This is a genomic window from Xenophilus sp. Marseille-Q4582 (assembly GCF_916700565.1).
Taxonomy (GTDB): Bacteria; Pseudomonadota; Gammaproteobacteria; order Burkholderiales; family Burkholderiaceae_C; genus Xenophilus.
The window spans coordinates 563,435-586,699 of record NZ_CAKAKO010000003.1 but is presented as its reverse complement, the minus strand read 5'-3'; the positions used below and the strand labels follow the sequence as shown (position 1 = coordinate 586,699).

Below are 23,265 nucleotides of genomic sequence, written 5' to 3'. Positions count from 1 at the left end.
CGGCCGGCTGCACGCCGGGTGCCCGCTCAGATCGGCGGGTAGTCGCCGGTGCCCTCGGGCCAGGCCGTGAGCACATCGAAGCCGTCTTCGGTGACGGCCACCATGTGCTCCCACTGGGCCGACAGGGAATGATCCCGCGTCACGACGGTCCAGCCGTCGGCCAGTTCCTTCGTCTCGCGCCGGCCGGCGTTGAGCATGGGCTCGATGGTGAAGATCATGCCCGGCAGCAGCTTCAGGCCCTCGCCGCGGCGGCCGTAGTGCAGCACCTGCGGTTCGTCGTGGTAAATGCGGCCGATGCCATGGCCGCAGTATTCGCGCACGACGCTGAAGCCTTCGCGCCGTGCCACGTGCTGGATGGCATGGCCCACGTCGCCCAGCGTGGCGCCGGGGCGCACCTGGCGGATGCCCGCGGCCATGGCCTCGTAGGCGGTGCGCACCAGCCGCTGCGCCAGGATGCCCGGCTTGCCCACGACGAACATGCGGCTGGTGTCGCCGAACCAGCCGTCCTTGAGCACCGCCACATCGATGTTGATGATGTCGCCGTCCTTCAGGATCTTGCCGGGCGAGGGAATGCCATGGCAGACCACCTGGTTGACCGAGGTGAGCACGGTCTTGGGATAGCCCTGGTAGCCGAGGTTGGCCGCAATGGCGCCCTGCACGTTCACGATGTGGTCGTGGCAGAGGCGGTCCAGCGCATCGGTGCTCACGCCCGGCACCACGTGGGGCGCGATCATGCTGAGCACCTGCGCCGCCAGTTGCGCTGCCTGCCGGGCCTGCGCGATCTCCCCGGCGCTGCGAAGGGCGATGCCGCGCGTCATCGGCCGCTCCTCAATGCCTGCCGCGGCCGGGCGCGGGCTTGCTCGGCGCCCCCGAGGCGGCAGGGGCCAGTGCGGCCGCCAGATCCAGGCCGCCCGCCAGTTCCGCGCGCACCATCAACCGGTTGATCTCGCGGTGGTCCAGGTCGGGGTACAGCTCGGCTAGCATGCCCACGCGCATCCAGTGCTCGGCCTGGGCGTTGATGGAACGGCTCATGGCGGCGCCGGCCACGCGCAGGTTCTCGTGCATGAGGTCCGAGATTTTCACGATGCCCATTGGCGGCCCCTTGATATGCGAAACATATTTGAATCATATATTCATTCCGGGAGCCTTGCAGGCGAGAGCTGGATTCGGGCACCGAGCAAGCATCTGCTGAAGTCTTCGTTGGCCCGCTGCCGGGCGGCCGCAAGAATGGCGCTCGAGTGGACCGGTGCGGCCATGCCCGCGTGGCACCGGCGCAAGGCCGGCCCGATGTCGCCGCCGTTCACGCGGGCAGGCCCCCCGAAGCGGGAGCCGAAGGGGGCCGGCACCGGCGCGGTGGTGTCGGCCAGGGGTTGGGCGAGAGGGACGCCGATCGCGGCTGCGCGAAAAGCTGTCCCCGGGTGAGGTGGGGGACGGTTCAGGGGTGGCCCGTCCCCCTTTTTTCGTCGGTGCGCCAGGCCGCCGCGCGTGCGCTTGCGCCGCAGGCGGCAAGCGCACGGGCCAGATCGGGCGGCGCGCCTTCCGCACAGCGATGACCGTTCCGGATCTGGCGCAGCAGGACATGCGCCGTCCGCAAGGCTGCGTGCGCGGCGCAGGTGCCTGCCATCCCCTTTTTTGCTATCCCGGGTCGCCTGCGGGGGGCCATGACAGGCCCAGATGCCCGCGCAGCGTGCGGCCGCTGTATTCGCGCCGGAACAGGCCGCGCCGCTGCAGCAGCGGCACCACGGCGTCGACGAAGTCCACGATGCCGCCGGGCAGCACGTCGGGCATCAGGTTGAAGCCGTCGGCGGCACCGCCCTCGAACCAGCGCGCGATGTCGTCGGCGATCTGCTCGGGCGTGCCCACGGCCACGCGGTGGCCGCCGCCGCCCGCCAGTTCGCGCACCAGCTGGCGCACGGTGAAGTTGCCGCGCCGCGCGGCGGCCAGCGTGGCGTGGAAGAAGGTGTGGTTGCCGTTGCCACGGGCGGGCAGCGGCAGGTCCTCGGGCAGCGGCTGGTCCAGGTGCAGCCGGTCGGGCGTTGTGCCCAGGATGCCGGCCACGCGCGCCAGGCTGTAGTCCCAGGGGATGGCGTCGATCAGGTCATCACGACGGCGGATCGCCTGGGCCTCGGTGGCGCCGAGGATGGTGGTCAGGCCTGCCAATACCTTCACCGCCTGCGGGCCGCGGCCCAGGGCGGCGGCGCGCTCGTTCAGCGCTTGGCGGTAGGCCCGCGATTCGTCGAAGGACTGCGAGGCCGAGAACACGGCTTCGGCATGGCGCGCCGCCAGCTCGCGCCCGTCGGCCGATCCGCCGGCCTGCACCAGCACGGGCCGGCCCTGCGGCGAACGGGGTAGCGTCAGCGCGCCCTGCACGCCGAAGAATTCGCCGCGGTGGGCGATGGGATGCACCTTGGTCGGGTCGATGAAGCGGCCCGAGGCCTTGTCGCCGATCAGCGCATCGGGCTCCCAGCTGTCCCACAGTGCCTTCACCACATCGGTGAATTCCGAGGCGCGGGCGTAGCGACGCGCATGGTCGGGCACGGCGTCCAGCCCGAAGTTGCGCGCCGAAGGCAGGTCGGCCGTCGTGACCACGTTCCAGCCGGCGCGGCCGCCGCTCAGATGGTCCAGCGTGGCGAAGCGGCGCGCGATGTTGTAGGGCTCGTTGTAGCTGGTCGAAGCCGTGCCGATCAGGCCGATGTGTGTGGTGGCGGCCGCGATGGCGGCCAGCAGCACCGTGGGCTCCAGGCCCGTGATGGGGCGGAAGTGGATCTGCTCGATGATGGCCGCGTTGTCGGCCAGGAACACGGCGTCCAGCTTGCCGCGCTCGGCGATCTGCGCCACGCGGATGTAGTGCTGCACGTCGATGAAGGCCCGCGGATCGGCTTCGGGCAGCCGCCAGGCCGAGGGCACGAAGCCCGAGTGCAGGATGTTGACGTTCAGGTGCAGCTGGCGCGGTGAAGGCGAAGTCATGGGCAACGGGAGAGGCGCGGTCCCGCAGGAGGCGGTGCCAAAGGCCGCACGGCAGGCCAGTTCGGTGACCGCCGCGGCGCTGGCCTTGCCAGACCGCTGTTGTGCCCCCCGGGAAGGGGTGGGCGCAGCGCGCGCAGTGCGCGACGACGGGGATGTCTAGTTCCTGAAATAGTCGGGCAGCCGGTAGCCCCGCCAGGCCGGGTTGGCCTGGAACACCTTCTGGAATTCGGGCGAGCGGTAGGCGGCCGCGATGTCCTGCGCGAACCTGGCGTTGGCGTTGCCGCGCTTGACGGCCACCACGTTGACGTAGGGCAGCGTCATGTCCTCGAGCTTGAGCGCGTCGGTGAGCTTCAGGCCCGAGGCGACGGCGAAGTTGCCCTGCACGGCGGCGATGTCGGCATCGGCCAGCGAGCGCGGGGCCTGCGCGGCCTCCAGCGGCACCAGCTTGAGCTTCTTGGGGTTGGCCACGATGTCGCGCTCGGACACCGTGAGCGGGTTCACGCCGGGCTTGACCTGCACCCAGCCGAGGGCGGCCAGGATGTTGAGCGCCCGTGCCGCGTTCACGGGGTCGGCCGGCAGCGTCACGGTCGCGCCATCGGGCACGCTGGCCAGGCTCTTGTGGCGCTGCGAGCACAGGCCCATGGGCGGCGTGGGCACATGCACCACGGGCACCAGGTCGAAGCCCTGCTGCTTGTTGGTGGCCTCCAGGTACAGGCTGTGCTGGAAGATGTTGGCCTGGATCTGGCCGCGCTCCACGGCGTCGTTGGGCTGCACGCCTTGGCTGAACTCCACGTACCTGATCGTGTAGCCCTGCTTCTCGAGCTGCGGTGCGATGCCCTGCGCGAAGATGTCGCGGTAGGGGCCGGGCATGAAGCCGACGGCCAGTTCGGCGGCCAGGGCGCCGGTGGCGAACAGGGCCGCCGCGAGGCCGGCGAGCCAGCGGGGCGGGGGCGAGGGGAGGGAGGGCGGCATGCAGGTTCCTTGAAGGCGTCCGCACTTTAGGAGGCGCTTCGCGCCCGCCCAACGAAGATTCGCGCAGCAGCTTATCCGCGCCGCGCGCAAGCGTGGCTGCCACGGCCGGCGCACAGATTTTTCGGTGATAAGCACGAATCCATTGGTTCGTTCACAGCCCGCGCGGCGCTTCGCATACTGCCGCTTCGTCATACCGAGGAGTGGGTTCGCATGTCGTTCGTCCGCCGCGCGGCGCCATGAGCGCGCTGGTTGCCTTCGATGGCCAGGGCCGCTGGGGCCTGACGCTGGACTGCCCCGCGCGCATCGCCGCCGCGCTCGAAGCGCAGGACATCGCCTTCGGCCGCTGGCCGCTGAAGGCGCTGGCACCGCAGGCCGGCGCCGAGCAGGTGCAGGCGGCCTATGCGCCGCAGCTGGCCGCGCTGGGGCAGCGCTTCGCCATTCGCAGCGTGGACCGCGTGCGCCTGGCACCCGGCCATGCCGGCTGGCCCGCGCTGCGCCAGAAGTTCATCGCCGAGCACACGCATGCCGATGCGGAGATCCGCTTCTTCCTGGGCGGCGCCGGCTTGTTCTACATCCGCACGCCTGAAGGCCACCTGGGCCTGCTGTGCGAGGCGGGCGACTGGGTCGCGCTGCCCGCGGGCCTGCGCCATTTCTTCGATGCCGGCGATGAGCCCGACTTCGACGCATTGCGCCTCTTCACCGCGCCGGATGGCTGGGTGGCGCAACCCACGGACGCGCCTGCCGCGGCGCTGCCGCTGATGGACGAGTTCGTCGCGCAGCTGGCCGAAGAGGTGGGCGTGGACGTGGCGCTGGCCGAGCACTGTCCGGCCCCCTGATTCCTGATTGCGTGCCCGCGGTGGCTCGACCGCGGCACGGATCGCCTGCCGGAGCGCCCCGCAGCCGGGCGCCCGGTCTTCCTTTCTTCCTTGCCCAGACTCCACGATGTCCACCCCACCCCAGATGCACCTCGGTGCCTTCTTCTTCGGCGTCGGCCACCACCTGGCCGCCTGGCGCCACCCCGACGTGGAGCCCGGCGCGGGCAGCCGCATCGAAGCGCTGCGCGAATGGACGCGCATCGCCGAGGCCGCCAAGTTCGACGCCATCTTCTTTGCCGACAACGTGGGCCTGCCCGGCCCGCCCGATGTGGGCTTGGCCAAGAACGCGCTGTGGTACCCGCTCGATCCGATGCTCACCCTGGCCGCGCTGTCGCAGCACACCACGCACATCGGCCTGGTGGCCACCGTGTCGGCCACCTAGTCAGCCCTGAACAATTCAGTTGTCAGCTACAGATAGGCTGACGTCGCCAGGAGCGGCCAGCAGTGCGGCGATGACCGCCTGCATCGATAACCCGAATCGGGCGCAATAAAGCCGCAGCGCGGCCAGGATCAGGCGCAGGTTATGCCCGGCACCGCACATCACCGCGTGCAGCGCATCGCCCAGCGCACCCTTGAGCGGGTTGCGGCCCAGCCGCCCGTCCATCTTCATGTGCCCAATGGCCGGTTCGATGGCGCTGCGCCGCTTGATCATGGCCCTGAGCGTTCGGGTGATGCCCCGCTTTTGGCCCGACATCAGGATGCGCACACCTTCAACTTTCACACCCCGGTAGCCCTTGTCCACGATTGCCGTGGCGGGCGGCCTGTCCGTGCCAGTGAGGATGCCCACCTGCTCCAGTGTCTCAGCCAGGGTGTGGCCGTCGTAGGGGTTGCCCGGCATGGAGCGCATGCCCACCACCAGGCCTTCCTTCAACGTGGTAGCGATGCTGACCTTCACGCCGAACTCGTACGGTGTCCTGGCTTTGCCTTTGCTGATGCATTCGACCTCGGGCGCGTGCAGGGCGTACAGCTTGTTCTTGTCCTTCGTGCGTTGACTGAGGATGCGGCCGGTGCGCTGCAGCAGGTCTTGGACCTTGGCCTGGGCCGCTTCGGGCAGCATGTGCAGTTGGCGGGCCACCTCGCGGTGCACGCGGCCAACCCGGGTGCGCAGTGTGCGAACGGCCTTGTTCATGCGCTTGAACTGCTTGGCGTGGGCGTAGCGCCCGATCTGCGCGGCCAGCCGTGGGGCGATGCGGTTGTAGTTCTGGCGCAGTTTCAGCCCATTGCCCTCGGCCACCTTGACCAGGTGCTGGCGGCTTCGCTCCAGCAGGCGGCTGTCGGTGGGGTGAGCGATAGCCTTGGGCATCACCGTGGTGTCCACGATCACTTGCTGCACGCTGGCTTTCTTGATGACGCCACCACGCCGGGCGGCATCGATGCTGGCCGCCAGCAGCATCTCCACGCCTTCTTCCCCAACGCGCTTTCTCCAGCGCGTCAGGCTGGACGGGTCAATGGGCAGCTCGGTCTGCAGGTAGGTCTCGCCGCAGAAGAACTGCCAGTATGGGTTCTCCACCCAGGTGTTGACCACCGCCTCGTCGGAGGCATCGAAGGTGTGCTGCAGGTACAGCAGCCCGGCGACCAGGCGCGGCGCCAAGGCGGGCCGCCCGCGCCCCGAAGTGAACGACACCGCGAACGTGCGCTCGATCTCGGCCCAGTCGATCAGCGCGCCCAGCCTGACCAGCGGATGCTTCATGTTGATCTGCTCGTCCAGTCGTGGACGAAACAACTCGCCCGTTTGCGGCTGCGAAGGCTTCGGACCCATCGGACTCCCCGGAGAAATTTGCAAGAAAACAGGCACTGGCAAGACCATACCTTGCAAATCCCGCGCCCATCAACTCGAAGAACAACCAGTCAGATCAAGGGCTTGCGAGTTGTTCAGGGCGGACCACCTACCTGCCGCCGTACCACCTGGCGCGCAAGTACGCCTCGCTCGACCAGATCAGCGGCGGGCGCAGCGGCTGGAACCTGGTCACCTCGGGCAGCGATTTCGAGGCGCGCAGCTTCGGGCTGGACCAGCAGATCGGCCATGCACAGCGCTACGCCCGCGCCCACGAGTACGTGAAGATCGTCAAGGGCCTGTGGGACACCTGGGAAGACGACGCCTTCATCCACGACAAGGCGGCCAACCGCTTCTTCGACACCGCCAAGCTGCACCGCGTGTCGCACCAGGGCGAGCACTTCAAGGTGCACGGCGGCCTGCAGACGCCGCGCGCGCCGCAGGGCTACCCGGTGCTGGTGCAGGCCGGCTCCTCGGGTGACGGGCAGGACCTGGCGGCCGCCACGGCCGAGGTGGTGTTCACGGCCCAGCAGACGCCCGAGGATGCGCGCGCCTTCTACAGCGGCCTCAAGGGCCGCCTGGCCGCGCATGGGCGCGAGGCGGGCTCGCTCAAGATCCTGCCCGGCATCTCACCCTTCGTGGGCCGCAGCGAGCAGGAGGCGCAGGAGAAGTTCGAGCAGCTCCAATCGCTGATCGACCCCGTGCTGGGCGTGGGCCTGTTGTCCACCTTTCTGGGCAACGTGGACCTGAGCGGCTATTCGTTGGACGACCCCTTCCCGCAGGGGCTGCCCGTGACCGAAGGCTGGAAGAGCCGGCAGGCGCTGTTCGAGGAGATGGCCCGGCGCGACCAGCTGAGCATCCGCCAGCTCTACGAGAAGGTGGCCGGCGCGCGCGGCCACTGGACCGTGGTGGGCACGCCGCAATCCATCGCCGACCAGCTGGAGCACTGGTTCACGACCGGTGCGGCCGATGGCTTCAACGTGCTGGCCCCCACGCTGCCGCACGGCCTGAAGGATTTCGCCGAGGGGGTGATTCCCGAATTGCAGCGTCGCGGCCTGTTCCGCACCGAATACACGGGCCGCACCCTGCGCGAACACCTGGGGCTGGCGCGGCCGGCGCACCCGGCGGCGAAGCGCTGAAGGGCTGAAGGGCTGTTGGGGAACAGGATGGCGGATGGTGCGTTGGGTGCGGCATCCGGGATCGCCCGGAGGGGCGATCAGGCGGGCAGCCAGTTCTCGAGATTCAGGCCCGGCACGCGGCTGAAGTGCTTCTGATTGTCCGTGACCAGTACCAGGCCCCTCGCGCGCGCATGGGCCGCGATCATGAGGTCGTAGGCGTCGATGGGTGTGCCTTTGCGTTCGAGTTCGGCGCGCAGTTCGCCCAGTTCGCCTGCCGCAGCGCGATCCCAGGGTGCGACTTCTGCCACCTGCAGGAAACCATGCACCAGCCGGGCCAGCGTGGTCGCCTGGGGGCGCTTGGCCAGCCCGTACAGATGCTCGGCGGCGGTGACTGCCGAGATGCACCAGGCCTCCAGCGGCAGGGCCTGCAGGCGCTTCGACACCGCGGTCTCGCCGCGAATGGCGGCGCTTGCGATGTTGGTGTCGAGCATGAAGACCAGGCTCATTCGGTCCAGCCTTCGAAGGGATCGCGGGGTGCGTCTTCGGGCTGCTGGCGGTCCTTCATGAAGTCCTTCAGGCCCTCGTTCGACAGATCCTCTTCCAGCTCCGCCCGCAGCGCTTCGAAGCTGGCCCAGCTCCGGCGGGTCTTCGGGCTCAGGATGACTTCGCCAGAGCGTTCATCGCGCCGGATGTAGACCTCCGTGCCCTGAAAGCGGAATTCCGAAGGCAGACGAACGGCTTGGCTCGCGCCGTTCGTGAACAGCTTGGCGATGCGTTCTTCAACTTGCATGGCGCTCCCTTTCACGAGTTCGGAAATCTGAAGTATATACATGAATATATATTTTGGCTGCTTGTTTTTTGGCGTGTGGGAGTGCCAAGGGGGCTGCGCCGCATGGAAAGGACGATTTGGTCATAAGCAAACGGGTGTTTGGTTTTCACTTCTTGTTCGTTGGTGATTGCGGGGCCGGCCTCTAAATTTGATGCCTGTAGCCATCACGCATCCCCAACGGCTCACCCCAAAAGAGATCAAGGAGTACCACCCATGCCATCCCCGAGCGAAGCCCTCGAAGTCCTCGCCTTGCCCGAAGTCCTGGAGACCGCGCAGGCCGAGGCGCAGGCGCGCGGGCTGCCCTATGCCGGCGGCGTGTCTCCGCGCAGCGCCTGGGCGCTGGTGCAGGCCGGCGAAGCCGTGCTGGTGGACGTGCGCTCGGCCGAGGAACGCGCCTTCGTCGGTCGCGTGCCGGCCGGCGAGTACGCCAGCGTGCATGTGGCCTGGGCCACGGGCACGGCGCTCACGCGCAACCCGCGCTTCGTGCGCGAGCTGGAAGCCAAGCTGGCGCCCCATGGCGGCAAGGACGCCGTGGCACTGCTGCTGTGCCGCTCGGGCAAGCGCTCGGCGCAGGCCGCCGAAGCTGCCGCCAAAGCCGGCTTCACCCATGTGTTCAACGTCCTCGAGGGCTTCGAGGGCGAGCTCGATGCGCAGCAGCAGCGCGGCCATGGCGATGGCTGGCGTTTCCATGGCCTGCCCTGGGAACAGGACTGAGCCGGACTGACTTGGTGCATCCCGCGTGTGGTATGCATTCCTTGCGGCACGCCTCCAGAAAAAGCCACCGATGGCGCCCGCACACAAGAGGCCCATCGCCGACGATGAAGAAGAGGGAGTGACGGCATGGCCGTGTTTGATGTGAGCGAGATCGTGCAGGCGCTGCATCGCGTGCGCGATGAGTGGCGCGATGCGCAGAAGCGCACCCGCGAGCCGCAGGGCCGCGAGTTCCCTTCGCGCGATGCGCTGGCCCAGGTGATCGAGCAGCTCAAAGGCGTGCTCTTCCCGATGCGCCTGGGGCCGCCCGATCTGCGGCATGAAAGCGAGGACTTCTTCGTCGGCCACACGCTCGACGCCGCCCTGCACACGCTGCTGGCGCAGGTGCGGCTGGAGCTGGCCTATGCCGCGCGTCGCAACCCGCGCTCGCCGGCCGAGATCGAGAGCGAGGCGCTGGACGCCGTGCGTGCCTTCGCCGCCAGCCTGCCCGACATCCGCCGCCTGCTCGACAGCGACGTGCTGGCCGCCTACCAGGGCGACCCGGCCGCGCGCAGTGTGGACGAGGTGCTGCTGTGCTACCCCGGCGTGCACGCCATGATCCACCACCGGCTCGCCAACCGGCTCTACCTGCTGGGCCTGCCGCTGCTGGCACGCATCGTGGCCGAACAGGCGCATGGCCAGACCGGCATCGACATCCACCCCGGCGCCACCATCGGCGCGGGCTTCTTCATCGACCACGGCACGGGCGTGGTGATCGGCGAAACGGCGGAGATCGGCGCCCGCGTGCGGGTCTACCAGGCCGTGACCCTGGGTGCCAAGCGCTTCCCGACCGACGCCGAAGGCCAGCTGCAGAAGGGCCTGCCACGCCACCCCCTCGTGGAGGACGATGTGGTGATCTACGCCGGCGCCACCATCCTGGGCCGCGTCACATTGGGCCGGGGCGCCACCATCGGCGGCAATGTCTGGGTCACCGAAGACGTGCCGCCCGGTGCCAGCGTGACGCAGGCCAGCCTGCAGAAGGCGAGGGCAGCATGAGCCTGGACGAACGCTCCACAGGCCGCGGCTTGCCACCGCCGATGCGCGGCCCGCTGCCGGGCACCGAGCCCGCCGCGGCGCCTCTCGCGCTGAGCACCACCGAATCCTGCGCCGCCCTGGTCGCGAACTTCGGCCTGGCCATCCGCCAGTTGCGCGAGCGCCAGGGCCTGTCGCAGGAAAAGCTGTCCGAGCTGTCGGAACTCAACCGCTCCTATGTGGGCGAGGTGGAACGCGGGCGTGCCATCGCCTCCATCGTCACGGCACACAAGCTCGCGCACGCGCTCAATGTGGACGTGGCCGCGCTGCTGCGCCATGGCGAGTTGCTGGAGCGCCAGCGCGTCGCGCAGCGCCTTCGCTTGGCGGCTATAGCCTGTTGAGGGTAAACCCCCGCCGCCAAGACACTGCCTTCGCTTTCAGCAGCCCTTTCATCGCGGCCCTCCTGGTGAAGAGCGCGCCCCCTGGGGTGCGTGCGGGCCTTCTTTCACTCTCGTTTTCCTCCGGAGTCCTTCATGACAGCAACCGTCGGCGGCACCACCGCTTTGGGCGATAGCGCAGCACGCCAGCTGGCCAATGCCACCAAGACCGTCCCCCAGCTTGCGACGATCTCGCCGCGCTGGCTCACGCACCTGCTGCAGTGGGTGCCGGTCGAAGCGGGCATCTACCGCCTGAACAAGGTGAAGAACCCGGGCGACATCAAGGTGGTGTGCACCGCCAAGGAAAGCGAGAACCAGCTGCCCCGCACCTGGGTCGACTACGAAGAGCATCCGCGCGAGTACTTCCTGAACGCCGTCAGCACGGTGCTGGACGTGCACACGCGCGTCTCCGACCTCTACAGCAGCCCGCACGACCAGATCAAGGAGCAGCTGCGCCTGACGATCGAGACGATCAAGGAGAACCAGGAGAGCGAGCTGATCAACAACCCGGACTACGGCCTGCTGGCCCAGGTCACGGACGAGCAGCGCATCTTCCCGCTGACGGGCGCGCCCACGCCCGACGATCTCGACGAGCTGCTGACCAAGGTCTGGAAGGAGCCGGCCTTCTTCCTGGCGCACCCGCTGACCATCGCCGCCTTCGGCCGCGAAGCCACGCGCCGCGGCACGCCGCCGCCCACCGTGAGCCTGTTCGGCTCGCAGTTCATCACCTGGCGCGGTGTGCCGCTGATCCCTTCGGACAAGGTGCCCGTGGCCGACGGCAAGAGCAAGATCATCCTGGTGCGCGTCGGCGACAAGCGCCAGGGCGTGGTCGGCCTGTTCCAGCCGGGTCTGCCGGGTGAGCAGGGCCCCGGCCTGTCGGTGCGCTTCATGGGCATCAACAACCACGCCATCGCTTCGTACCTGATCTCGCAGTACTGCTCGCTGGCGGTGCTGACGCTCGACGCGCTGGCCGTGCTGGACGACGTGGAGATCAACCGCTACCACGACTATTCGGTGCTGGACACCTACAAGTGATCGGTAGCGCGTCATGACGATTGCGACCGTGCCAAACCTGCCCACCGGGCCGGAGGCGCCGATTGACCCTGCGATGCTCGCGCGCATGGCCTCGGCCATGTTCGCCGCGCTGCCGGGCACGTCCCCTGATTCCGTCCCCGCGCTGGGTTCGGCGGGCGTGCCGGCCGGCGTGCAGGCCCCGGTGAACATCGCGCCACCGGGCTCGCCGCTGGTCAGCCCGGCGGGCTTCGGCCCTTCCGTGCCCGGCACGCCGGTTCCGCAGGGCATCGCGCCCGGCGCGAACCTGCTGCCGGCTTCACCGACGCCGCTGGCATCGCTCGCGCATCGCGCCCCCGCGCTGCTGCCGCATACGCAGGCCGGCAATGGCTTGCCCGACAACGTGGTCACTGCGCTGCCGGCCTATGAGCCGCGCTTCGGCGGTGCCGCGCTGGGCGTGCCCGAAAGGAATGCCGAAGCCTTCGCGCCAGGGCGCGAAGGCGTGAGCGCCTTCGGGCGGCCGGGCGGCGCTCAGGGCGCCAGCGCGCAGCAGGCCGCCACGCACCCGGCGACGGGCGCGGTGCCTTATTACTTCCTGGACAGCTCGCGTGGCCATCCTTCCGCCGGCGGCGCCGATCCGGGACGCGCGGCCCCCGTGGCCGCCGCTCCAGGCCCTGCCGATCCGCTGGACGCGCTGGCGAGCCTGCCCTTCACGGGCCACACTCAACCGCCCCGTGCGACGGCAGCGCCAGCAGGCGCCGCCGTGCCGCAAGGCGCGCCCTCGGCCGACCCGAAGTTCTACTTCGTCGACGCTGTGGTGCTGCCCAGCGGCTATGTCACGCCGGCCACGCCAGGTGCGAGGGACAACGTCCCGCAAGCCGGCCAGGGCCGCCATCCGGCTTTCGACGTGCATGCCGTGCGGCGCGACTTTCCGATCCTGTCGGAGCGCGTCAACGGCCGGCCGCTGGTGTGGTTCGACAACGCGGCCACCACGCACAAGCCCAAGTCGGTGATCGAGCGCATCTCATCCTTCTACGAGCGCGAGAACTCGAACATCCACCGCGCCGCGCATGAACTCGCGGCCCGCGCCACGGACGCCTATGAAGGTGCCCGCCAGCGGGTCAAGAACTTCATCAACGCGCCGGATGTGAACGAGGTCATCTTCGTGCGCGGCACCACCGAAGCCATCAACCTAGTGGCCAAGAGCTGGGGCGGCCAGCACGTGGGCGAGGGCGACGAGATCATCGTTTCCCACCTGGAGCACCACGCCAACATCGTGCCCTGGCAGCAGCTGGCGGCCGCCAAGGGCGCGAAGCTGCGCGTGATCCCGGTCGACGACTCGGGCCAGGTGCTGCTCGATGAGTACAAGAAGCTGCTGAACGACCGCACGAAGATCGTGTCCGTCACGCAGGTCTCCAACGCACTGGGCACCGTGGTGCCGGTCAAGCAGATCGTGGAACTGGCGCACCGCGCGGGCGCCAAGGCGCTGGTGGACGGGGCCCAATCCATCTCGCACATGCGGGTGGACGTGCAGGACATTGGCGCCGACTTCTTCGTGTTTTCCGGCCACAAGGTATTCGGCCCGACCGGCATTGGCGTGGTCTGGGGCAAGCGCGAAGTGCTCGAAGACATGCCCCCGTGGCAGGGCGGCGGCAACATGATTGCCGACGTCACCTTCGAGAAGACGATCTTCCAGCCGTTGCCCAACACCTTCGAAGCGGGCACGGGCAACATCGCCGACGCCGTGGGCCTGGGCGCGGCCATCGACTACGTGAACCGGGTCGGCATCGAGAACATCGCGCGCTACGAGCACGAGCTGCTGGTCTACGGCATGGAGCACCTGGGTGCCATCCCGGGCGTGCGCCTGATCGGCACGGCCCGTGACAAGGCCAGCGTGATGTCCTTCGTGCTCCAGGGCTACAGCACCGAAGAGGTGGGCAAGGCGCTGAACGAGGAAGGCATTGCCGTGCGCACGGGCCACCACTGCGCGCAGCCCATCCTGCGCCGCTTCGGGGTCGAGACCACGGTGCGGCCCTCGCTGGCCTTCTACAACACCTTCGACGAGATCGACCGCCTGACGACGGTGGTGCGGCGCCTGGCGGGGCAGCGCCGCGCGGGTTGATCGCCGCGCTGCATCAGGCGGATGCCGTCCGCTTCGAGTCAAGCCGCCGGTGCCCCTTCGGGACCGGCGGCTTTTTTCATGGAGCGGGCGTTGTTGCAGGCCGGCCGGGCCGGATAAGCAAAGAGCCAATCGTTCGTTGGCAGATGCGCGCGCGTGCGACAGACTCGACCGGATGCCCCGTGTTCTGAACCCATCCTCTTGCGCCTCCGACAGTGCGAGCCGGCGCCACCCGGCGCTGGAGCGCGTGGTGGATGGCCTGCTCGATGGCCTGCAATGGCAGGCACGCGTCTTCCATGTGGGCCAGTACTGCGGACGCTGGCGGGCGTCGACGCAGGGCAAGGCACAGGCCAGCTTCCATCTGGTGCTGGGCGGGCGCTGCTGGCTGCACCGACCGGGCCAGCCCTCGCTGGCGCTGCATGCGCGCGATGCGGTGTTCCTGATGCAGGATGTGCCGCACTTTCTTTCGCCCTATGAAGATGCCGCCATGCCCTGCGCGCCGCAGGCCATGCAGCCGCTGCGGGCCGAGGGCGGCCTGGGCACCACGGGCCTGGCCTGCGGTTTCTTCAGTTTCGACGGCCCCCTGCGCGCGCTGGTGGCGGGTGCCCTGGCCGATGTGCTGGTGCTGCGTGCACAAGACAGCGACAACCGCGAGCCCGCCTTGTTGTTCGAGCTGATGCTGCGCGAGTCGCTGCGCAGCCCCGAGCTGGGTTCGGTCGCACTCGACCGCCTGTCGGGCCTGCTTTTCTTCTACGCCTGGCGCGAGCTGGCGCAGCGCGCGCCGCAGGTCGGCGGCATCCTCGCGCTGCTGCGGCAGCCGGGCTTTGCCGAGCTGGTGCAGGCGCTGCTCGACGAGCCACAACGGCCCTGGAACGTGGACGAGATGGCGCGGCAGGTGCACTTGTCGCGCGCCGCGCTGTTCCGGCAGTTCCAGGCCGCCTGCGGCCAGTCGCCGCTGCAATTCGTGCTGTTGCTGCGCATGCAGACGGCGGCACGTTTGCTGGCGCGTGGCGAGGCCATCTCGCGCGTGGCCACGGCCGTGGGCTATGAGTCGGTGCCGGCCTTCTCGCGCGCCTTCAAGCGCGTACTGGGGCAGCAGCCCGGCGCGTGGCAACGTGGCGAAGCCGCGCCGGCAACCCCAGCGGGCGAGGGCCCTGCAGCAAACGGGCATCAGGATGAGACCTTCGGTCATTGATCGTCAAAGCCCAGGCGACACAATGAGGCCTCAGTTCTGTCAACTCGTCACCCCCAACGCGCATGACCCGGCTCACCCTGCACACCGCCCAGTCTGCCCCTGAAGGCAGCCGCCCCTTCGTCGAGAAGGTCCAGGCCAACAGCGGCTTTCTGCCCAACCTGATCGGCGTGCTGGCGAATGCACCGGAAGCGCTGGAAACCTACCTCACGGTGGGCCAGATCAATGCCAAAGGTGCGTTGAACCTGGCCGAGCGCGAGGTGGTGCAGATCACCGCCGCGCGCATCCATGGCTGCGACTTCTGCGTGGCGGGCCACACCAAGATTGCGCTCAAGCAGGCCCAGCTGCCCGACGCGCAGGTCATCGCGTTGCAGAACGGCGACGCGACGGGCGACACCAGGCTCGATGCCGTCCGCGTCTTCACCGAAGCCGTGATCGCCACGCGCGGTGCTGTCGACGATGCCGCCCTGGCCGCCTTCACCGCCGCGGGCTACAACGAGCAGCAGGCGCTGGATGTGGTGCTGGGCGTGAGCCTGGCCACGCTGTGCAACTTTGCGAACAACCTGGCGCGCAACACCGTCAACGCCGAGCTGCAGGCCTTCCTGCCGGCGCAGCTGCAGAACACGCAAGGCAAGGCCCATGCTGGCTGACGCCGACCGCGTCTGGCTCGACGCCAATGCCGAAGCGCTGGATGCCGACGAGGCTTTGGCCACCACCGTGGTGCCGCGCCTGGCCCAGGCCGGCGTGCTGGGCCACGGCATCGCCGTGGAGCGCGGTGGCCGCGGCGGCGCCGTGAGCGATGCCATTGAGGCCATTGCGCAGGTCGCCTCGCATTCGCTGGCCGCGGCCTTCGCCTTCTGGGGCCAGCGTGTGCTGATCCAGTTGCTGGACCAGACCGACAACGCCGCGCTGCGCGAACGGCAACTGCCACGACTGCTGGCGGGTGAGGGGGGCAGGCGCCTCGGGCCTGTCCAACGTCATGAAGTTCCTGAGCGGCATCGAGTCGCTCAACATCCGCGCCGCCAACCGGCCCGAGGGAGGCTGGGTTCTGCAAGGCAGCGTGCCCTGGTGCACCAACCTGCGCAAAGAGGGCTTCCTGGCCGCGATGGCCGTGGCGCGCGAGGACGGCTCGCCGCCCATGGTGGTGGCGTTGCCCTCGGATCGGCTGGGCCTGCAGCGCTCGCCGGACCTAGACCTGATCGCGCTGCGCGGCACCAACACCGCGTCACTGCAGCTGCGGGACGTGGTGATCGACGGGGGCGACCTGCTGGCCGAGAAGGCGCCGGCCTTCCTGCCGCGCGTGCGACCGGCTTTCCTGGGCCTGCAATGCGGCCTCTCCATCGGCCTGGCGCGTGCCTCGCATGCGGTGGCAGGCCAGCGCGCGGGCGCAGGGCGGCATGTGCTGCAGGCGCCCTTGCAGGTGCTGGGGCAGCGGCTCGATGCGACGGTGCACGCCCTCAAGGCGGGCGTGGACAGCGGCCTGTTCGTGGCCGAGCCGCACCGGCTGTTCCGACTGCGCCTGGACCTGCATGAATGCGTGCAGCAGGCGCTGCAGCTGGAGCTGCAGGCCAGCGGCGGGCGGGCGTATCACCGCGACGTGCCGGGCGGCTTCGCGCGGCGCTGGCGCGAGTCGGCCTTCATTCCCATCGTCACGCCCAGCGTGACGCAGCTGCTGGGCGAGCTGGAGAAGCAGGCCGCGCGTGAAGCCGAGGCGGCGGCCTCGGCACCCGGCGCCGCATGAGCGTCCAGGGACTTGAAGCGGCGACACGTCCGCTGCTCGAAGGCCGCGACCTGCGTTTCGGCTATGCCGGCGGCCCGCCGGTGTTCGAACACGTGTCGCTGGACATCGGCGAGCGCGAGATCGTCTGCCTGCTGGGCGGCAGCGGCTGCGGCAAGTCGACCTTGCTGCGCCTGCTGGGCCGGCTCGAGAAGCACGACGGCACGCAGGCCGGCGGCGAAGTGCGGCTGGGCGGCGAGCCGCTCACCGCGCCGCATCCGCGCACCGCGCTGGTCTTTCAGCAGCCCAGCCTGCTGCCCTGGCTGAGCGCCGCGCGCAACGTGGGCTTCGGCCTGGACTTCCAGCACCAGCCCCGGCACGACCAGGCCACGCTGCAGCGCCGCGTCGACGAGGCGCTGGCGGCCGTGGGCCTGGGCGGGCAGGGCGATCTGTACCCCGCGCAGTTGTCGGGTGGCATGGCTCAGCGCGTGGCGCTGGCCCGCGCACTGGCGCGCGAACCGCAACTGCTGCTGGCCGACGAACCCTTCTCGGCGCTCGATGCCATCACGCGCGCCGAGATGCAGGAGCTGCTGGTCGACGTGGTGCATCGCTGGCACACGGCCGCGCTGCTGGTCACGCACGACATCGACGAAGCGATCCTCGTGGGCGACCGCATCCTGCTCATGGGCGGCCGGCCAGGCCGCATCGTGCACGAATGGCGCGTGGACATCCCGCGCCCGCGTGAAGCGCATCCCGAAGCCGTCACGGCCCTGCGGCTGCAGGTGCTGGAAGCGCTGCGCGAGGTGCGGCATGCCACTGCGCCCGGCCCGGCCGTCTAACCCCTTTCATTCCCATTGACTGATCCATCGCCATGACTTTCCGCTTTCCTTCCCTGGGCGCCGGCACAGAAGCCGCTGGCAATGGCCTGTCGCCGCACGTGTGCGCCTCCACCAACTGCGGCTGCGGCCTCACGCGGCGCGACATGTTGCGCCTGTCGGCTCTGGCCGGCGCCGGTGCGGCAGGGCTGCTGAAGGCGGGGGATGCGATGGCCCAGTCTTTCAAGGGCGATGACCAGCCCGTGAAGATCGGCTACCTGCCCATCACCGACGCCACGCCGCTGCTGGTGGCGCATGGCAACGGCCTGTTCCAGAAGGAAGGCCTGAAGGTGGAGGCGCCGCGCCTGTTCCGCAGCTGGGCGCAGATCGTCGAGGCCTTCGTCTCGGGCCAGGTCAACGTGGTGCACCTGCTGTCGCCCGCCACGCTGTGGGTGCGCTACGGCTCCAGGTTCCCGGCCAAGGTCGTGATGTGGAACCACATCAACGGCTCGGGCATCACCGTGGCGCCGGAAGTCAACACCATTCAGGACCTGGGTGGCCGCACCTTCGCCATTCCCTTCTGGTACTCGATCCACAACATCCTGTTCCAGGACCTGCTGCGCGATGCCGGCCTGACGCCGGTCACGCGCGCCCGCGGCGCCAGCCCTTGTGCCTGACCACGCCGCTCTTCTCGTACTCGGCATAGTCGGTGGCGGCCAGCACCTTGGCCAGCGCCTGCGGGCTGTGCGGCGTGTACTTGCCCGGGCCGCTGCTGGACAGCAACTGCGCGGTCTGCAGCCGGTTGCTCAGCGTCCATTGCTGCGCCTTGACCAGCGCGTTGGTCACGCGCTGCGCCCATTCAGGCCGCTCGGCGAGGTCGCGCTCGGCCAGGAAGGTGACGCAGCAGGCATGGTCGCGCCACACGTCGCCCGAGAAGCGCAGGATCTTGCCCACGCCTGCGATCTCGGCCTGCGCGTTGAAGGGCTCGGCCACGATGTTGCCCGCAATGCCCTTGCCCGCCAGTGCCGCCACCATCTCGGCCGGCGCCATCACCACCAGGTTGACTTCCTTCGGCCCGATGCTGGCTGCAGCGCCGCATCGACTTCCAGCCCTACCCGTACCCGAGCTACACCGAGCGCCTGGTGCGTGCCATCAAGGTGACAAAAGTCGAAGGCAATGACGCCTTCCTGCAGGCGCTGGAGCCTTCCTTCGTGGCCAAGGACCTGGTGGACGAGCGCTTCGTGCGCAAGGCCATCGACGCCGTGGGCGGCCCTTCGGTGTTCGGCATTCCGGCCAGCTACAGCCGCCAGGAAGTCTTCGCGCTCTGATGGCGGGCGCGGCTGCAGGCAAGAAGGCCGGGGGCCGCGGCCTGCGCTGGCTGCTGCCCTGGGCGGGCCTGCTGGCCGTGGGCCTGCTGTGGTGGGCGGGCAGCGTCGCGCTGACGGCGCGCACGCCCATCGCCGCCGCCTTCGCGCCCTGGCCCACGTTCCAGGCGCTGGCCGGCCTGGTCACGGGCGCCGACATCTGGCACCACACGCTGCTGAGCCTGCAGCGCGTGGGCGTCGGGCTGGCGCTGGCCATCGGCTTCGGCGTGCCGCTGGGCGTGGCCACGGGCCTGTGGCGCGGCTTCGCGCAGGCCACCGGGCCGGTGTTCCAGTTCCTGCGCATGATCTCGCCGCTGTCGTGGATGCCGATTGCCGTGATGGTGCTGGGCGTGGGCGATGCGCCGGTGTATTTCCTGCTGGCCTTCGCGGCCGTGTGGCCGGTGCTGCTGAGCACGGCCGCCGGCGTGGCGCAGCTTGACCCGAACTGGCTGCTGCTGGCGCGCAGCGTGTCGGCCACGGGCCGCGAAACCGTGTGGCGCGTGATCCTGCCGGGCATCACGGCGCAGATCCTCACGGGTGTGCGCCTGGCCATCGGCATCATCTGGATTGTGCTGGTGCCGGCCGAGATGCTGGGCGTGTCGGCCGGGCTGGGCTACTTCATCCTCGACACGCGCGACCGGCTGGCCTATTCGGAGTTGATGGCCGCCATCCTGCTGATCGGCGCGCTGGGCTTTCTGCTCGACCACCTGGCGCGCTGGGTGCACGCGCGCTGGCTGCACAGCAGCTGAGACCGGCCCCAGTCCGGGCCGATGCTTGAGTCGGTTCAGCCCTGCTTCGGTGGCGCCAGCGGGTGAGGGATGCCGCCGTCGCCGTACGAGCCCGTGACCTGCGCGATCACCACGTGGTAGCCCTGCAGCCAGCGCGCCTGCTGTTCCTTGGCCGCGCGGTGCATCGGGTGCTGCATGAGCGCCTCCAAGGCCTCGCGCGTTTCCCAGTAGTACACGTTGCAGATCAGGCCGTTGGCCGGGTTCTCCCAGCTTTCCTCGCCCAGGTAGCCGGGGATGGATTTGGCGGCCTGCGCGATGGCCTGGTCCAGTGCGTGGAAGGCGTCGTCGAACTCGCGCTTGGCGAAGGTGAAGGTGCTGCTGTACATCGAGGTGGTGGAAGCGGGAGGGCTGCGGGGGGGTCAGGGATTCGGGCCGGCGCCGCGCATGGACTGCGCGATGTCGTGGCGCTCGCGCGCGGCCAGCGTGTCGGCCGCGTTCAGCCGGTCGCGCGGCGCGCGGTTCTGGCTCAGCTTGACCTTGCCTTCGAGCGATGTGACGGCGATCTCGATGCCGACGATGTGCTGCAGCAGCTCGTTGATGAACTCGGGCGCCGAGTCGCCCATCTTCCACGGCTGGGGCTCGCCGGCCTCGTGCCGCCGCGTGAGCCGCGCGACGATGCGGCGCACGAAGCGCTCGTCGTCGTGCACGCTCAGCGTGCCATGGACGTGCACCACCTCGTAGTTCCAGGTTGGCACCAGGCGATGGGTCTCGTGCTTGCTCGGGTACCAGTTGGGCGAGATGTAGGCTTCGGCGCCGCGGAAGACCACCATCACGGGCGTGCCGTTGGCGCAGCGCTGCCACAGCGGGTTGGCCCGGGCCACGTGCGCACGCAAGGTGCCGTGCGGGCCTTCGTCGGGGTCGAACTCGAAGGGGATGTGGTCGGCGTCGAATTGGCCGCCGTAGGCGTGAACCAGCATGCCCAGCGGGTGGGCCTGGATGATGCGGGCCAGGGCCTCGGGCCGGGTTTCGGCGAAATGCGCGGGGATGTACATGGACGCGGGGTGACGGACGCGGTGGGTTGCCGACGGTATCACCGGTGGCGGCCAGGCGCCGCGGCACGGCACGTCGGCTCGGATGAGTTGGCGATAAGCAAACCAGTTCTTATTGGTTTGCTTCTGTCTGCCCGCTCTTTAGATTCCGTCCCAGCCCGCGCATCCCGCGCGGGGTCATCAGCCACTCGAAAGGAAGAGGACGAGGATGAAAACTGAACTCGCAAACCCCACCGTGCAGCGCATCCGCTGGCGCCAGACCGTCGTGCTGGGCTTGGGCGTGATGCTGGGCGGCGTGGCGTTTGGCGCAACCCCGATTCCCGCCGGCCCGTTGGTCACCACCGACTGGCTCGCACAGAACCTGGACAACAACAACGTGCGCGTGATCGAGGTCAGTGTCAATCCTGGTGTGTATGAGCGTGCCCATGTGCCGGGCGCCGTGAACTTCTCGTGGCACACGGACCTGAACGACAAGGTCCGCCGTGACATCGTGAGCAAGGAAGACTTCGAGAAGTTGCTCTCGAAGGCCGGCGTGGGCCCGGACACCACCGTGGTGCTCTATGGCGACACCAACAACTGGTTCGCGGCCTGGGGCGCCTGGGTGTTCGACATCTATGGCGTGAAGAACGTCAAGCTGCTGGACGGCGGGCGCAAGAAGTGGGAGGCCGAAAGCCGCCCGCTGAACAACCGCGCGCCCGAGTACGCGGCCACCACCTACCGCGTGGGCACCGTGAACACGGCCCTGCGTGCACGTCTGCCCGACGCGCTGGCGGCGGCCGAAGGCAAGACGAACCACAAGCTGCTGGACATCCGTTCGGCCGACGAGTTCTCGGGCAAGGTCTTTGCGCCCGCGGGCGTGCCTGAACTGGCGATCCGCGCCGGCCACATCCCCGGTGCGGCCAACGTCGCCTGGGGCCAGGCCGTCAAGGAAGACGGCACCTTCAAGTCGGCCGAAGACCTGAAGAAGCTCTACACGGCCGCCGGTGTCGACGGCTCCAAACCCATCATCACCTACTGCCGCATCGGCGAGCGTTCCAGCCACACCTGGTTCGCGCTCAGCAAGATCCTGGGCTATGAGGTGAAGAACTACGACGGCTCGTGGACCGAGTACGGCAATGCGGTGGGCGTGCCCATTGCCAACCCGGCCGGCACGGTCTGGGCCGCCAAGTAAGGCGGCGAGGCTGCAGCGCCGTGCCCCCGCGCGCCACGCACATGCTGCTGCGGCCCTGATTTTTTGGGTGAGGGTGTCTCTGTTCGGCCCGCTTCGTGCGGGCCGTTTTTTGCGTGCGGCCTTTGCGTTTGCGCCCCTCTTCATTTGCCTTCTTTCGCATTCCTTCACGCCTCTTCCATGCGTTCCATTTCTCCCTGGGCGGCTTTGCTGTGGCTGGCGGCGTTGCCGGTGGCGGCGCATTTCCTCACGCCGCTGGCCGGCGCCCGCACGCTGGTCTTCGCGCTGGGCGCGGGCACGCTGCTGGGCCTGCTGCTGCAGCGCACGCGCTTTTGCTTCTATTGCCACGCGCGCGACTGGTTCGAGGACCGCAACCCGCGCGGCCTGCTGGCCATCGTGCTGGCCCTGGCCGTGGGGCTGCTGGGCTACACGGTGGTGGTCGGCAGCTGGGTGGCGGCACCGCAGCCGGGCCAGTTGCCGCCCGACCTGCACATCGGCCCCGTGAGCTGGGTGCTGGTGCTCGCCGGCCTGGCTTTCGGGGCGGGCATGGTGGTGTCGGGCTCGTGCATCAGCGCGCACTGGTACCGGCTGGCCGAGGGCTCGCCGGCCTCGCCCTTCGCGCTGGTCGGCAGCGCGGCCGGCTTCGTGCTGGGCTTCATCACCTGGAACCCGCTCTACAGCCTCGCCGTGGCCGATGCGCCCGTGGTCTGGCTGCCGGCGCACCTGGGCTATGGCGGTGCGTTGGTGCTGCAGCTGGGCGTGCTGGCGGCCCTCGCGGCCTGGTTGTGGCGCGGCTTCGCGGATGAGAAGGCGCCGCCGCCGGAAGCGGGCGCTGCGCTGCGATCGCCCCGCGTGCCTTCGCTTGCCGAAGCCTGGCGGCGCCTGTGGCAGGGCCGCTGGCCGTACTGGATCGGCGGCCTGGGCGTGGGTCTGATCGTGGCCGCATCCATCGTGCGCATGCGCCCGCTGGGCGTGACCACCACCTTGGGCAGCGCGGCACGCGCCGGCGCGCAGGCGCAGGGCTGGGTGCCCGAGCGCCTCAACGGCCTGGACGGCTTTGCCGGCTGCGCCACGCTGCCGGGCGCCAACTGGCTCACGCCCCATGCGCTGCTGTTGGCGGGCATCGTCTCGGGCGCCTTCATCGGCGCGCTGGCCAGCCGGCAGTTCCGCTGGATCCGTCCGAGCGGCCGCGACGTGGCGCGCGGCCTGGGCGGCGGCCTGCTGCTGGGCTGGGGCGCGATGACCGGCCTGGGCTGCACCGTGGGCACGCTGCTCTCGGGCATTTCGGCCGGCGCGCTGTCGGGCTGGGTGTTCGCGCTGTCCATGTTCTTCGCCGTGTGGGCGGGGCTGCGCATCCAGGGGGTCTGGAAGGCGCGCTGAACCCACTGCCATTGCGGCCATCCCGCGA

26 protein-coding genes and 1 pseudogene are annotated in these 23,265 nt (G+C 69.3%); 17 read left to right on the top strand and 10 right to left on the bottom strand.

Annotation, left to right across the window (positions count from 1 at the left end; genetic code table 11):
• Positions 1-26 precede the first annotated feature (26 nt).
• From map to LG388_RS13250, 4 genes are all read right to left on the bottom strand, one after another.
• Positions 27-818: a type I methionyl aminopeptidase gene (gene map, locus LG388_RS13265; RefSeq protein ID WP_225783196.1), complete on the bottom strand. Its 792-nt coding sequence runs from the start codon at positions 816-818 to the stop codon at positions 27-29.
• Between the two features lie 10 nt (positions 819-828).
• Positions 829-1,092, bottom strand: coding sequence for a ParD-like family protein (locus tag LG388_RS13260; protein WP_225783195.1), 264 nt, complete (start codon positions 1,090-1,092; stop codon positions 829-831).
• Between the two features lie 543 nt (positions 1,093-1,635).
• Positions 1,636-2,967, bottom strand: coding sequence for an LLM class flavin-dependent oxidoreductase (locus LG388_RS13255; RefSeq protein WP_225783194.1), 1,332 nt, complete (start codon positions 2,965-2,967; stop codon positions 1,636-1,638).
• A gap of 156 nt (positions 2,968-3,123) precedes the next feature.
• Complete coding sequence (locus LG388_RS13250; RefSeq protein ID WP_225783193.1) at positions 3,124-3,939, bottom strand: MetQ/NlpA family ABC transporter substrate-binding protein; 816 nt, start codon at positions 3,937-3,939, stop codon at positions 3,124-3,126.
• 236 nt (positions 3,940-4,175) lie between these two features.
• On the opposite strand from LG388_RS13250, the gene LG388_RS13245 reads away from it, so the two are divergent.
• Both LG388_RS13245 and LG388_RS13240 read left to right on the top strand, forming a co-directional pair.
• On the top strand, positions 4,176-4,775 hold the full coding sequence (locus tag LG388_RS13245; RefSeq protein ID WP_225783192.1) for a hypothetical protein: 600 nt from the start codon (positions 4,176-4,178) through the stop codon (positions 4,773-4,775).
• Positions 4,776-4,881: 106 nt separating this feature from the next.
• On the top strand, positions 4,882-5,196 hold the full coding sequence (locus LG388_RS13240) for an LLM class flavin-dependent oxidoreductase (RefSeq protein ID WP_225783191.1): 315 nt from the start codon (positions 4,882-4,884) through the stop codon (positions 5,194-5,196).
• 15 nt (positions 5,197-5,211) lie between these two features.
• On the opposite strand, the gene LG388_RS13235 is transcribed toward LG388_RS13240, so the two are convergent.
• Positions 5,212-6,573, bottom strand: coding sequence for an IS5 family transposase (locus LG388_RS13235; protein WP_225781640.1), 1,362 nt, complete (start codon positions 6,571-6,573; stop codon positions 5,212-5,214).
• Between LG388_RS13235 and LG388_RS13230 the strand changes: the two genes are divergently transcribed.
• Positions 6,525-7,727, top strand: coding sequence for an LLM class flavin-dependent oxidoreductase (locus LG388_RS13230; RefSeq protein WP_225783190.1), 1,203 nt, complete (start codon positions 6,525-6,527; stop codon positions 7,725-7,727). The two genes, LG388_RS13235 and LG388_RS13230, sit on opposite strands and share 49 nt — an antisense overlap.
• A gap of 77 nt (positions 7,728-7,804) precedes the next feature.
• On the opposite strand, the gene LG388_RS13225 is transcribed toward LG388_RS13230, so the two are convergent.
• The gene (locus LG388_RS13225) at positions 7,805-8,212 is read right to left on the bottom strand and encodes a type II toxin-antitoxin system VapC family toxin (protein ID WP_225783189.1); all 408 of its coding nucleotides are present in this window, start codon (positions 8,210-8,212) and stop codon (positions 7,805-7,807) included.
• Positions 8,209-8,496 (bottom strand): antitoxin, encoded by a 288-nt coding sequence (locus tag LG388_RS13220; RefSeq protein WP_225783188.1) that lies wholly within the window; start codon positions 8,494-8,496, stop codon positions 8,209-8,211. The genes LG388_RS13225 and LG388_RS13220 overlap by 4 nt, the downstream gene beginning before the upstream one ends.
• Positions 8,497-8,748: 252 nt before the next feature.
• Here LG388_RS13220 and LG388_RS13215 point away from each other — a divergent pair, with 252 nt between their 5' ends.
• From LG388_RS13215 to LG388_RS13170, 10 genes and pseudogenes are all read left to right on the top strand, one after another.
• Positions 8,749-9,249, top strand: coding sequence for a rhodanese-like domain-containing protein (locus tag LG388_RS13215; protein WP_225783187.1), 501 nt, complete (start codon positions 8,749-8,751; stop codon positions 9,247-9,249).
• Positions 9,250-9,375: 126 nt separating this feature from the next.
• Positions 9,376-10,281, top strand: a complete 906-nt coding sequence (gene epsC, locus LG388_RS13210) for a serine O-acetyltransferase EpsC (protein ID WP_225783186.1) — start codon at positions 9,376-9,378, stop codon at positions 10,279-10,281.
• Positions 10,282-10,322: 41 nt separating this feature from the next.
• Entirely contained in the window at positions 10,323-10,658 is a 336-nt protein-coding gene (locus tag LG388_RS13205; protein WP_370630178.1) for a multiprotein-bridging factor 1 family protein, read from the top strand.
• A 132-nt stretch (positions 10,659-10,790) separates the two neighbouring features.
• Positions 10,791-11,729, top strand: a complete 939-nt coding sequence (locus tag LG388_RS13200) for a family 2A encapsulin nanocompartment shell protein (RefSeq protein ID WP_225783185.1) — start codon at positions 10,791-10,793, stop codon at positions 11,727-11,729.
• 13 nt (positions 11,730-11,742) lie between these two features.
• Entirely contained in the window at positions 11,743-13,827 is a 2,085-nt protein-coding gene (locus LG388_RS13195) for a family 2A encapsulin nanocompartment cargo protein cysteine desulfurase (protein ID WP_225783184.1), read from the top strand.
• A 172-nt stretch (positions 13,828-13,999) separates the two neighbouring features.
• Positions 14,000-15,019 (top strand): AraC family transcriptional regulator, encoded by a 1,020-nt coding sequence (locus LG388_RS13190; RefSeq protein WP_225783183.1) that lies wholly within the window; start codon positions 14,000-14,002, stop codon positions 15,017-15,019.
• A 62-nt stretch (positions 15,020-15,081) separates the two neighbouring features.
• Positions 15,082-15,666, top strand: coding sequence for a carboxymuconolactone decarboxylase family protein (locus LG388_RS13185; protein WP_225783182.1), 585 nt, complete (start codon positions 15,082-15,084; stop codon positions 15,664-15,666).
• A pseudogene (locus tag LG388_RS13180) lies at positions 15,656-16,757 on the top strand (acyl-CoA dehydrogenase family protein). Before LG388_RS13185 ends, LG388_RS13180 begins: the two are co-directional and overlap by 11 nt.
• Positions 16,754-17,572, top strand: a complete 819-nt coding sequence (locus tag LG388_RS13175) for an ABC transporter ATP-binding protein (RefSeq protein ID WP_225783181.1) — start codon at positions 16,754-16,756, stop codon at positions 17,570-17,572. The pseudogene LG388_RS13180 and the gene LG388_RS13175 overlap by 4 nt, the downstream one beginning before the upstream one ends.
• A gap of 32 nt (positions 17,573-17,604) precedes the next feature.
• Positions 17,605-18,225 (top strand): ABC transporter substrate-binding protein, encoded by a 621-nt coding sequence (locus LG388_RS13170; RefSeq protein ID WP_370630158.1) that lies wholly within the window; start codon positions 17,605-17,607, stop codon positions 18,223-18,225.
• Here LG388_RS13170 and LG388_RS13165 read toward each other — a convergent pair.
• On the bottom strand, positions 18,191-18,598 hold the full coding sequence (locus LG388_RS13165) for an ABC transporter substrate-binding protein (protein ID WP_370630177.1): 408 nt from the start codon (positions 18,596-18,598) through the stop codon (positions 18,191-18,193). The two genes, LG388_RS13170 and LG388_RS13165, sit on opposite strands and share 35 nt — an antisense overlap.
• A gap of 92 nt (positions 18,599-18,690) precedes the next feature.
• Between LG388_RS13165 and LG388_RS13160 the strand changes: the two genes are divergently transcribed.
• Positions 18,691-18,876, top strand: a complete 186-nt coding sequence (locus LG388_RS13160; protein ID WP_370630157.1) for a hypothetical protein — start codon at positions 18,691-18,693, stop codon at positions 18,874-18,876.
• The gene (locus tag LG388_RS13155) at positions 18,876-19,661 is read left to right on the top strand and encodes an ABC transporter permease (protein WP_225783180.1); all 786 of its coding nucleotides are present in this window, start codon (positions 18,876-18,878) and stop codon (positions 19,659-19,661) included. Before LG388_RS13160 ends, LG388_RS13155 begins: the two co-directional genes overlap by 1 nt.
• 35 nt (positions 19,662-19,696) lie before the next feature.
• Here the strand turns inward: LG388_RS13155 and LG388_RS13150 are convergent, their stop codons facing one another.
• Together LG388_RS13150 and LG388_RS13145 are read right to left on the bottom strand one after the other, a co-directional pair.
• The gene (locus LG388_RS13150) at positions 19,697-20,026 is read right to left on the bottom strand and encodes an antibiotic biosynthesis monooxygenase (RefSeq protein WP_225783179.1); all 330 of its coding nucleotides are present in this window, start codon (positions 20,024-20,026) and stop codon (positions 19,697-19,699) included.
• Between the two features lie 33 nt (positions 20,027-20,059).
• Positions 20,060-20,692, bottom strand: coding sequence for an FMN-binding negative transcriptional regulator (locus tag LG388_RS13145; RefSeq protein ID WP_225783178.1), 633 nt, complete (start codon positions 20,690-20,692; stop codon positions 20,060-20,062).
• A gap of 280 nt (positions 20,693-20,972) precedes the next feature.
• Here LG388_RS13145 and LG388_RS13140 point away from each other — a divergent pair, with 280 nt between their 5' ends.
• The gene (locus LG388_RS13140) at positions 20,973-21,860 is read left to right on the top strand and encodes a sulfurtransferase (RefSeq protein ID WP_225783596.1); all 888 of its coding nucleotides are present in this window, start codon (positions 20,973-20,975) and stop codon (positions 21,858-21,860) included.
• Between the two features lie 177 nt (positions 21,861-22,037).
• Complete coding sequence (locus LG388_RS13135; RefSeq protein WP_225783177.1) at positions 22,038-23,237, top strand: YeeE/YedE family protein; 1,200 nt, start codon at positions 22,038-22,040, stop codon at positions 23,235-23,237.
• Positions 23,238-23,265 lie beyond the last annotated feature (28 nt).

What these genes read in the sequence shown, in the direction of transcription:
- LG388_RS13195 (WP_225783184.1), top strand. Translation starts at nt 11,743, where the DNA reads ATGACGATTGCGACCGTGCCAAACCTGCCCACCGGGCCGGAGGCGCCG.
- epsC (WP_225783186.1), top strand. Translation starts at nt 9,376, where the DNA reads ATGGCCGTGTTTGATGTGAGCGAGATCGTGCAGGCGCTGCATCGCGTG.
- LG388_RS13240 (WP_225783191.1), top strand. Translation starts at nt 4,882, where the DNA reads ATGTCCACCCCACCCCAGATGCACCTCGGTGCCTTCTTCTTCGGCGTC.
- LG388_RS13155 (WP_225783180.1), top strand. Translation starts at nt 18,876, where the DNA reads ATGGCGGGCGCGGCTGCAGGCAAGAAGGCCGGGGGCCGCGGCCTGCGC.
- LG388_RS13150 (WP_225783179.1), bottom strand. Translation starts at nt 20,026, where the DNA reads ATGTACAGCAGCACCTTCACCTTCGCCAAGCGCGAGTTCGACGACGCC.
- LG388_RS13205 (WP_370630178.1), top strand. Translation starts at nt 10,323, where the DNA reads ATGCGCGGCCCGCTGCCGGGCACCGAGCCCGCCGCGGCGCCTCTCGCG.
- LG388_RS13145 (WP_225783178.1), bottom strand. Translation starts at nt 20,692, where the DNA reads ATGTACATCCCCGCGCATTTCGCCGAAACCCGGCCCGAGGCCCTGGCC.
- LG388_RS13185 (WP_225783182.1), top strand. Translation starts at nt 15,082, where the DNA reads ATGACCCGGCTCACCCTGCACACCGCCCAGTCTGCCCCTGAAGGCAGC.
- LG388_RS13170 (WP_370630158.1), top strand. Translation starts at nt 17,605, where the DNA reads ATGACTTTCCGCTTTCCTTCCCTGGGCGCCGGCACAGAAGCCGCTGGC.
- LG388_RS13225 (WP_225783189.1), bottom strand. Translation starts at nt 8,212, where the DNA reads ATGAGCCTGGTCTTCATGCTCGACACCAACATCGCAAGCGCCGCCATT.
- LG388_RS13135 (WP_225783177.1), top strand. Translation starts at nt 22,038, where the DNA reads ATGCGTTCCATTTCTCCCTGGGCGGCTTTGCTGTGGCTGGCGGCGTTG.
- LG388_RS13165 (WP_370630177.1), bottom strand. Translation starts at nt 18,598, where the DNA reads ATGGCGCCGGCCGAGATGGTGGCGGCACTGGCGGGCAAGGGCATTGCG.
- LG388_RS13235 (WP_225781640.1), bottom strand. Translation starts at nt 6,573, where the DNA reads ATGGGTCCGAAGCCTTCGCAGCCGCAAACGGGCGAGTTGTTTCGTCCA.
- LG388_RS13220 (WP_225783188.1), bottom strand. Translation starts at nt 8,496, where the DNA reads ATGCAAGTTGAAGAACGCATCGCCAAGCTGTTCACGAACGGCGCGAGC.
- LG388_RS13260 (WP_225783195.1), bottom strand. Translation starts at nt 1,092, where the DNA reads ATGGGCATCGTGAAAATCTCGGACCTCATGCACGAGAACCTGCGCGTG.
- LG388_RS13175 (WP_225783181.1), top strand. Translation starts at nt 16,754, where the DNA reads ATGAGCGTCCAGGGACTTGAAGCGGCGACACGTCCGCTGCTCGAAGGC.
- map (WP_225783196.1), bottom strand. Translation starts at nt 818, where the DNA reads ATGACGCGCGGCATCGCCCTTCGCAGCGCCGGGGAGATCGCGCAGGCC.
- LG388_RS13200 (WP_225783185.1), top strand. Translation starts at nt 10,791, where the DNA reads ATGACAGCAACCGTCGGCGGCACCACCGCTTTGGGCGATAGCGCAGCA.
- LG388_RS13190 (WP_225783183.1), top strand. Translation starts at nt 14,000, where the DNA reads ATGCCCCGTGTTCTGAACCCATCCTCTTGCGCCTCCGACAGTGCGAGC.
- LG388_RS13255 (WP_225783194.1), bottom strand. Translation starts at nt 2,967, where the DNA reads ATGACTTCGCCTTCACCGCGCCAGCTGCACCTGAACGTCAACATCCTG.
- LG388_RS13250 (WP_225783193.1), bottom strand. Translation starts at nt 3,939, where the DNA reads ATGCCGCCCTCCCTCCCCTCGCCCCCGCCCCGCTGGCTCGCCGGCCTC.
- LG388_RS13140 (WP_225783596.1), top strand. Translation starts at nt 20,973, where the DNA reads ATGCTGGGCGGCGTGGCGTTTGGCGCAACCCCGATTCCCGCCGGCCCG.
- LG388_RS13215 (WP_225783187.1), top strand. Translation starts at nt 8,749, where the DNA reads ATGCCATCCCCGAGCGAAGCCCTCGAAGTCCTCGCCTTGCCCGAAGTC.
- LG388_RS13245 (WP_225783192.1), top strand. Translation starts at nt 4,176, where the DNA reads ATGAGCGCGCTGGTTGCCTTCGATGGCCAGGGCCGCTGGGGCCTGACG.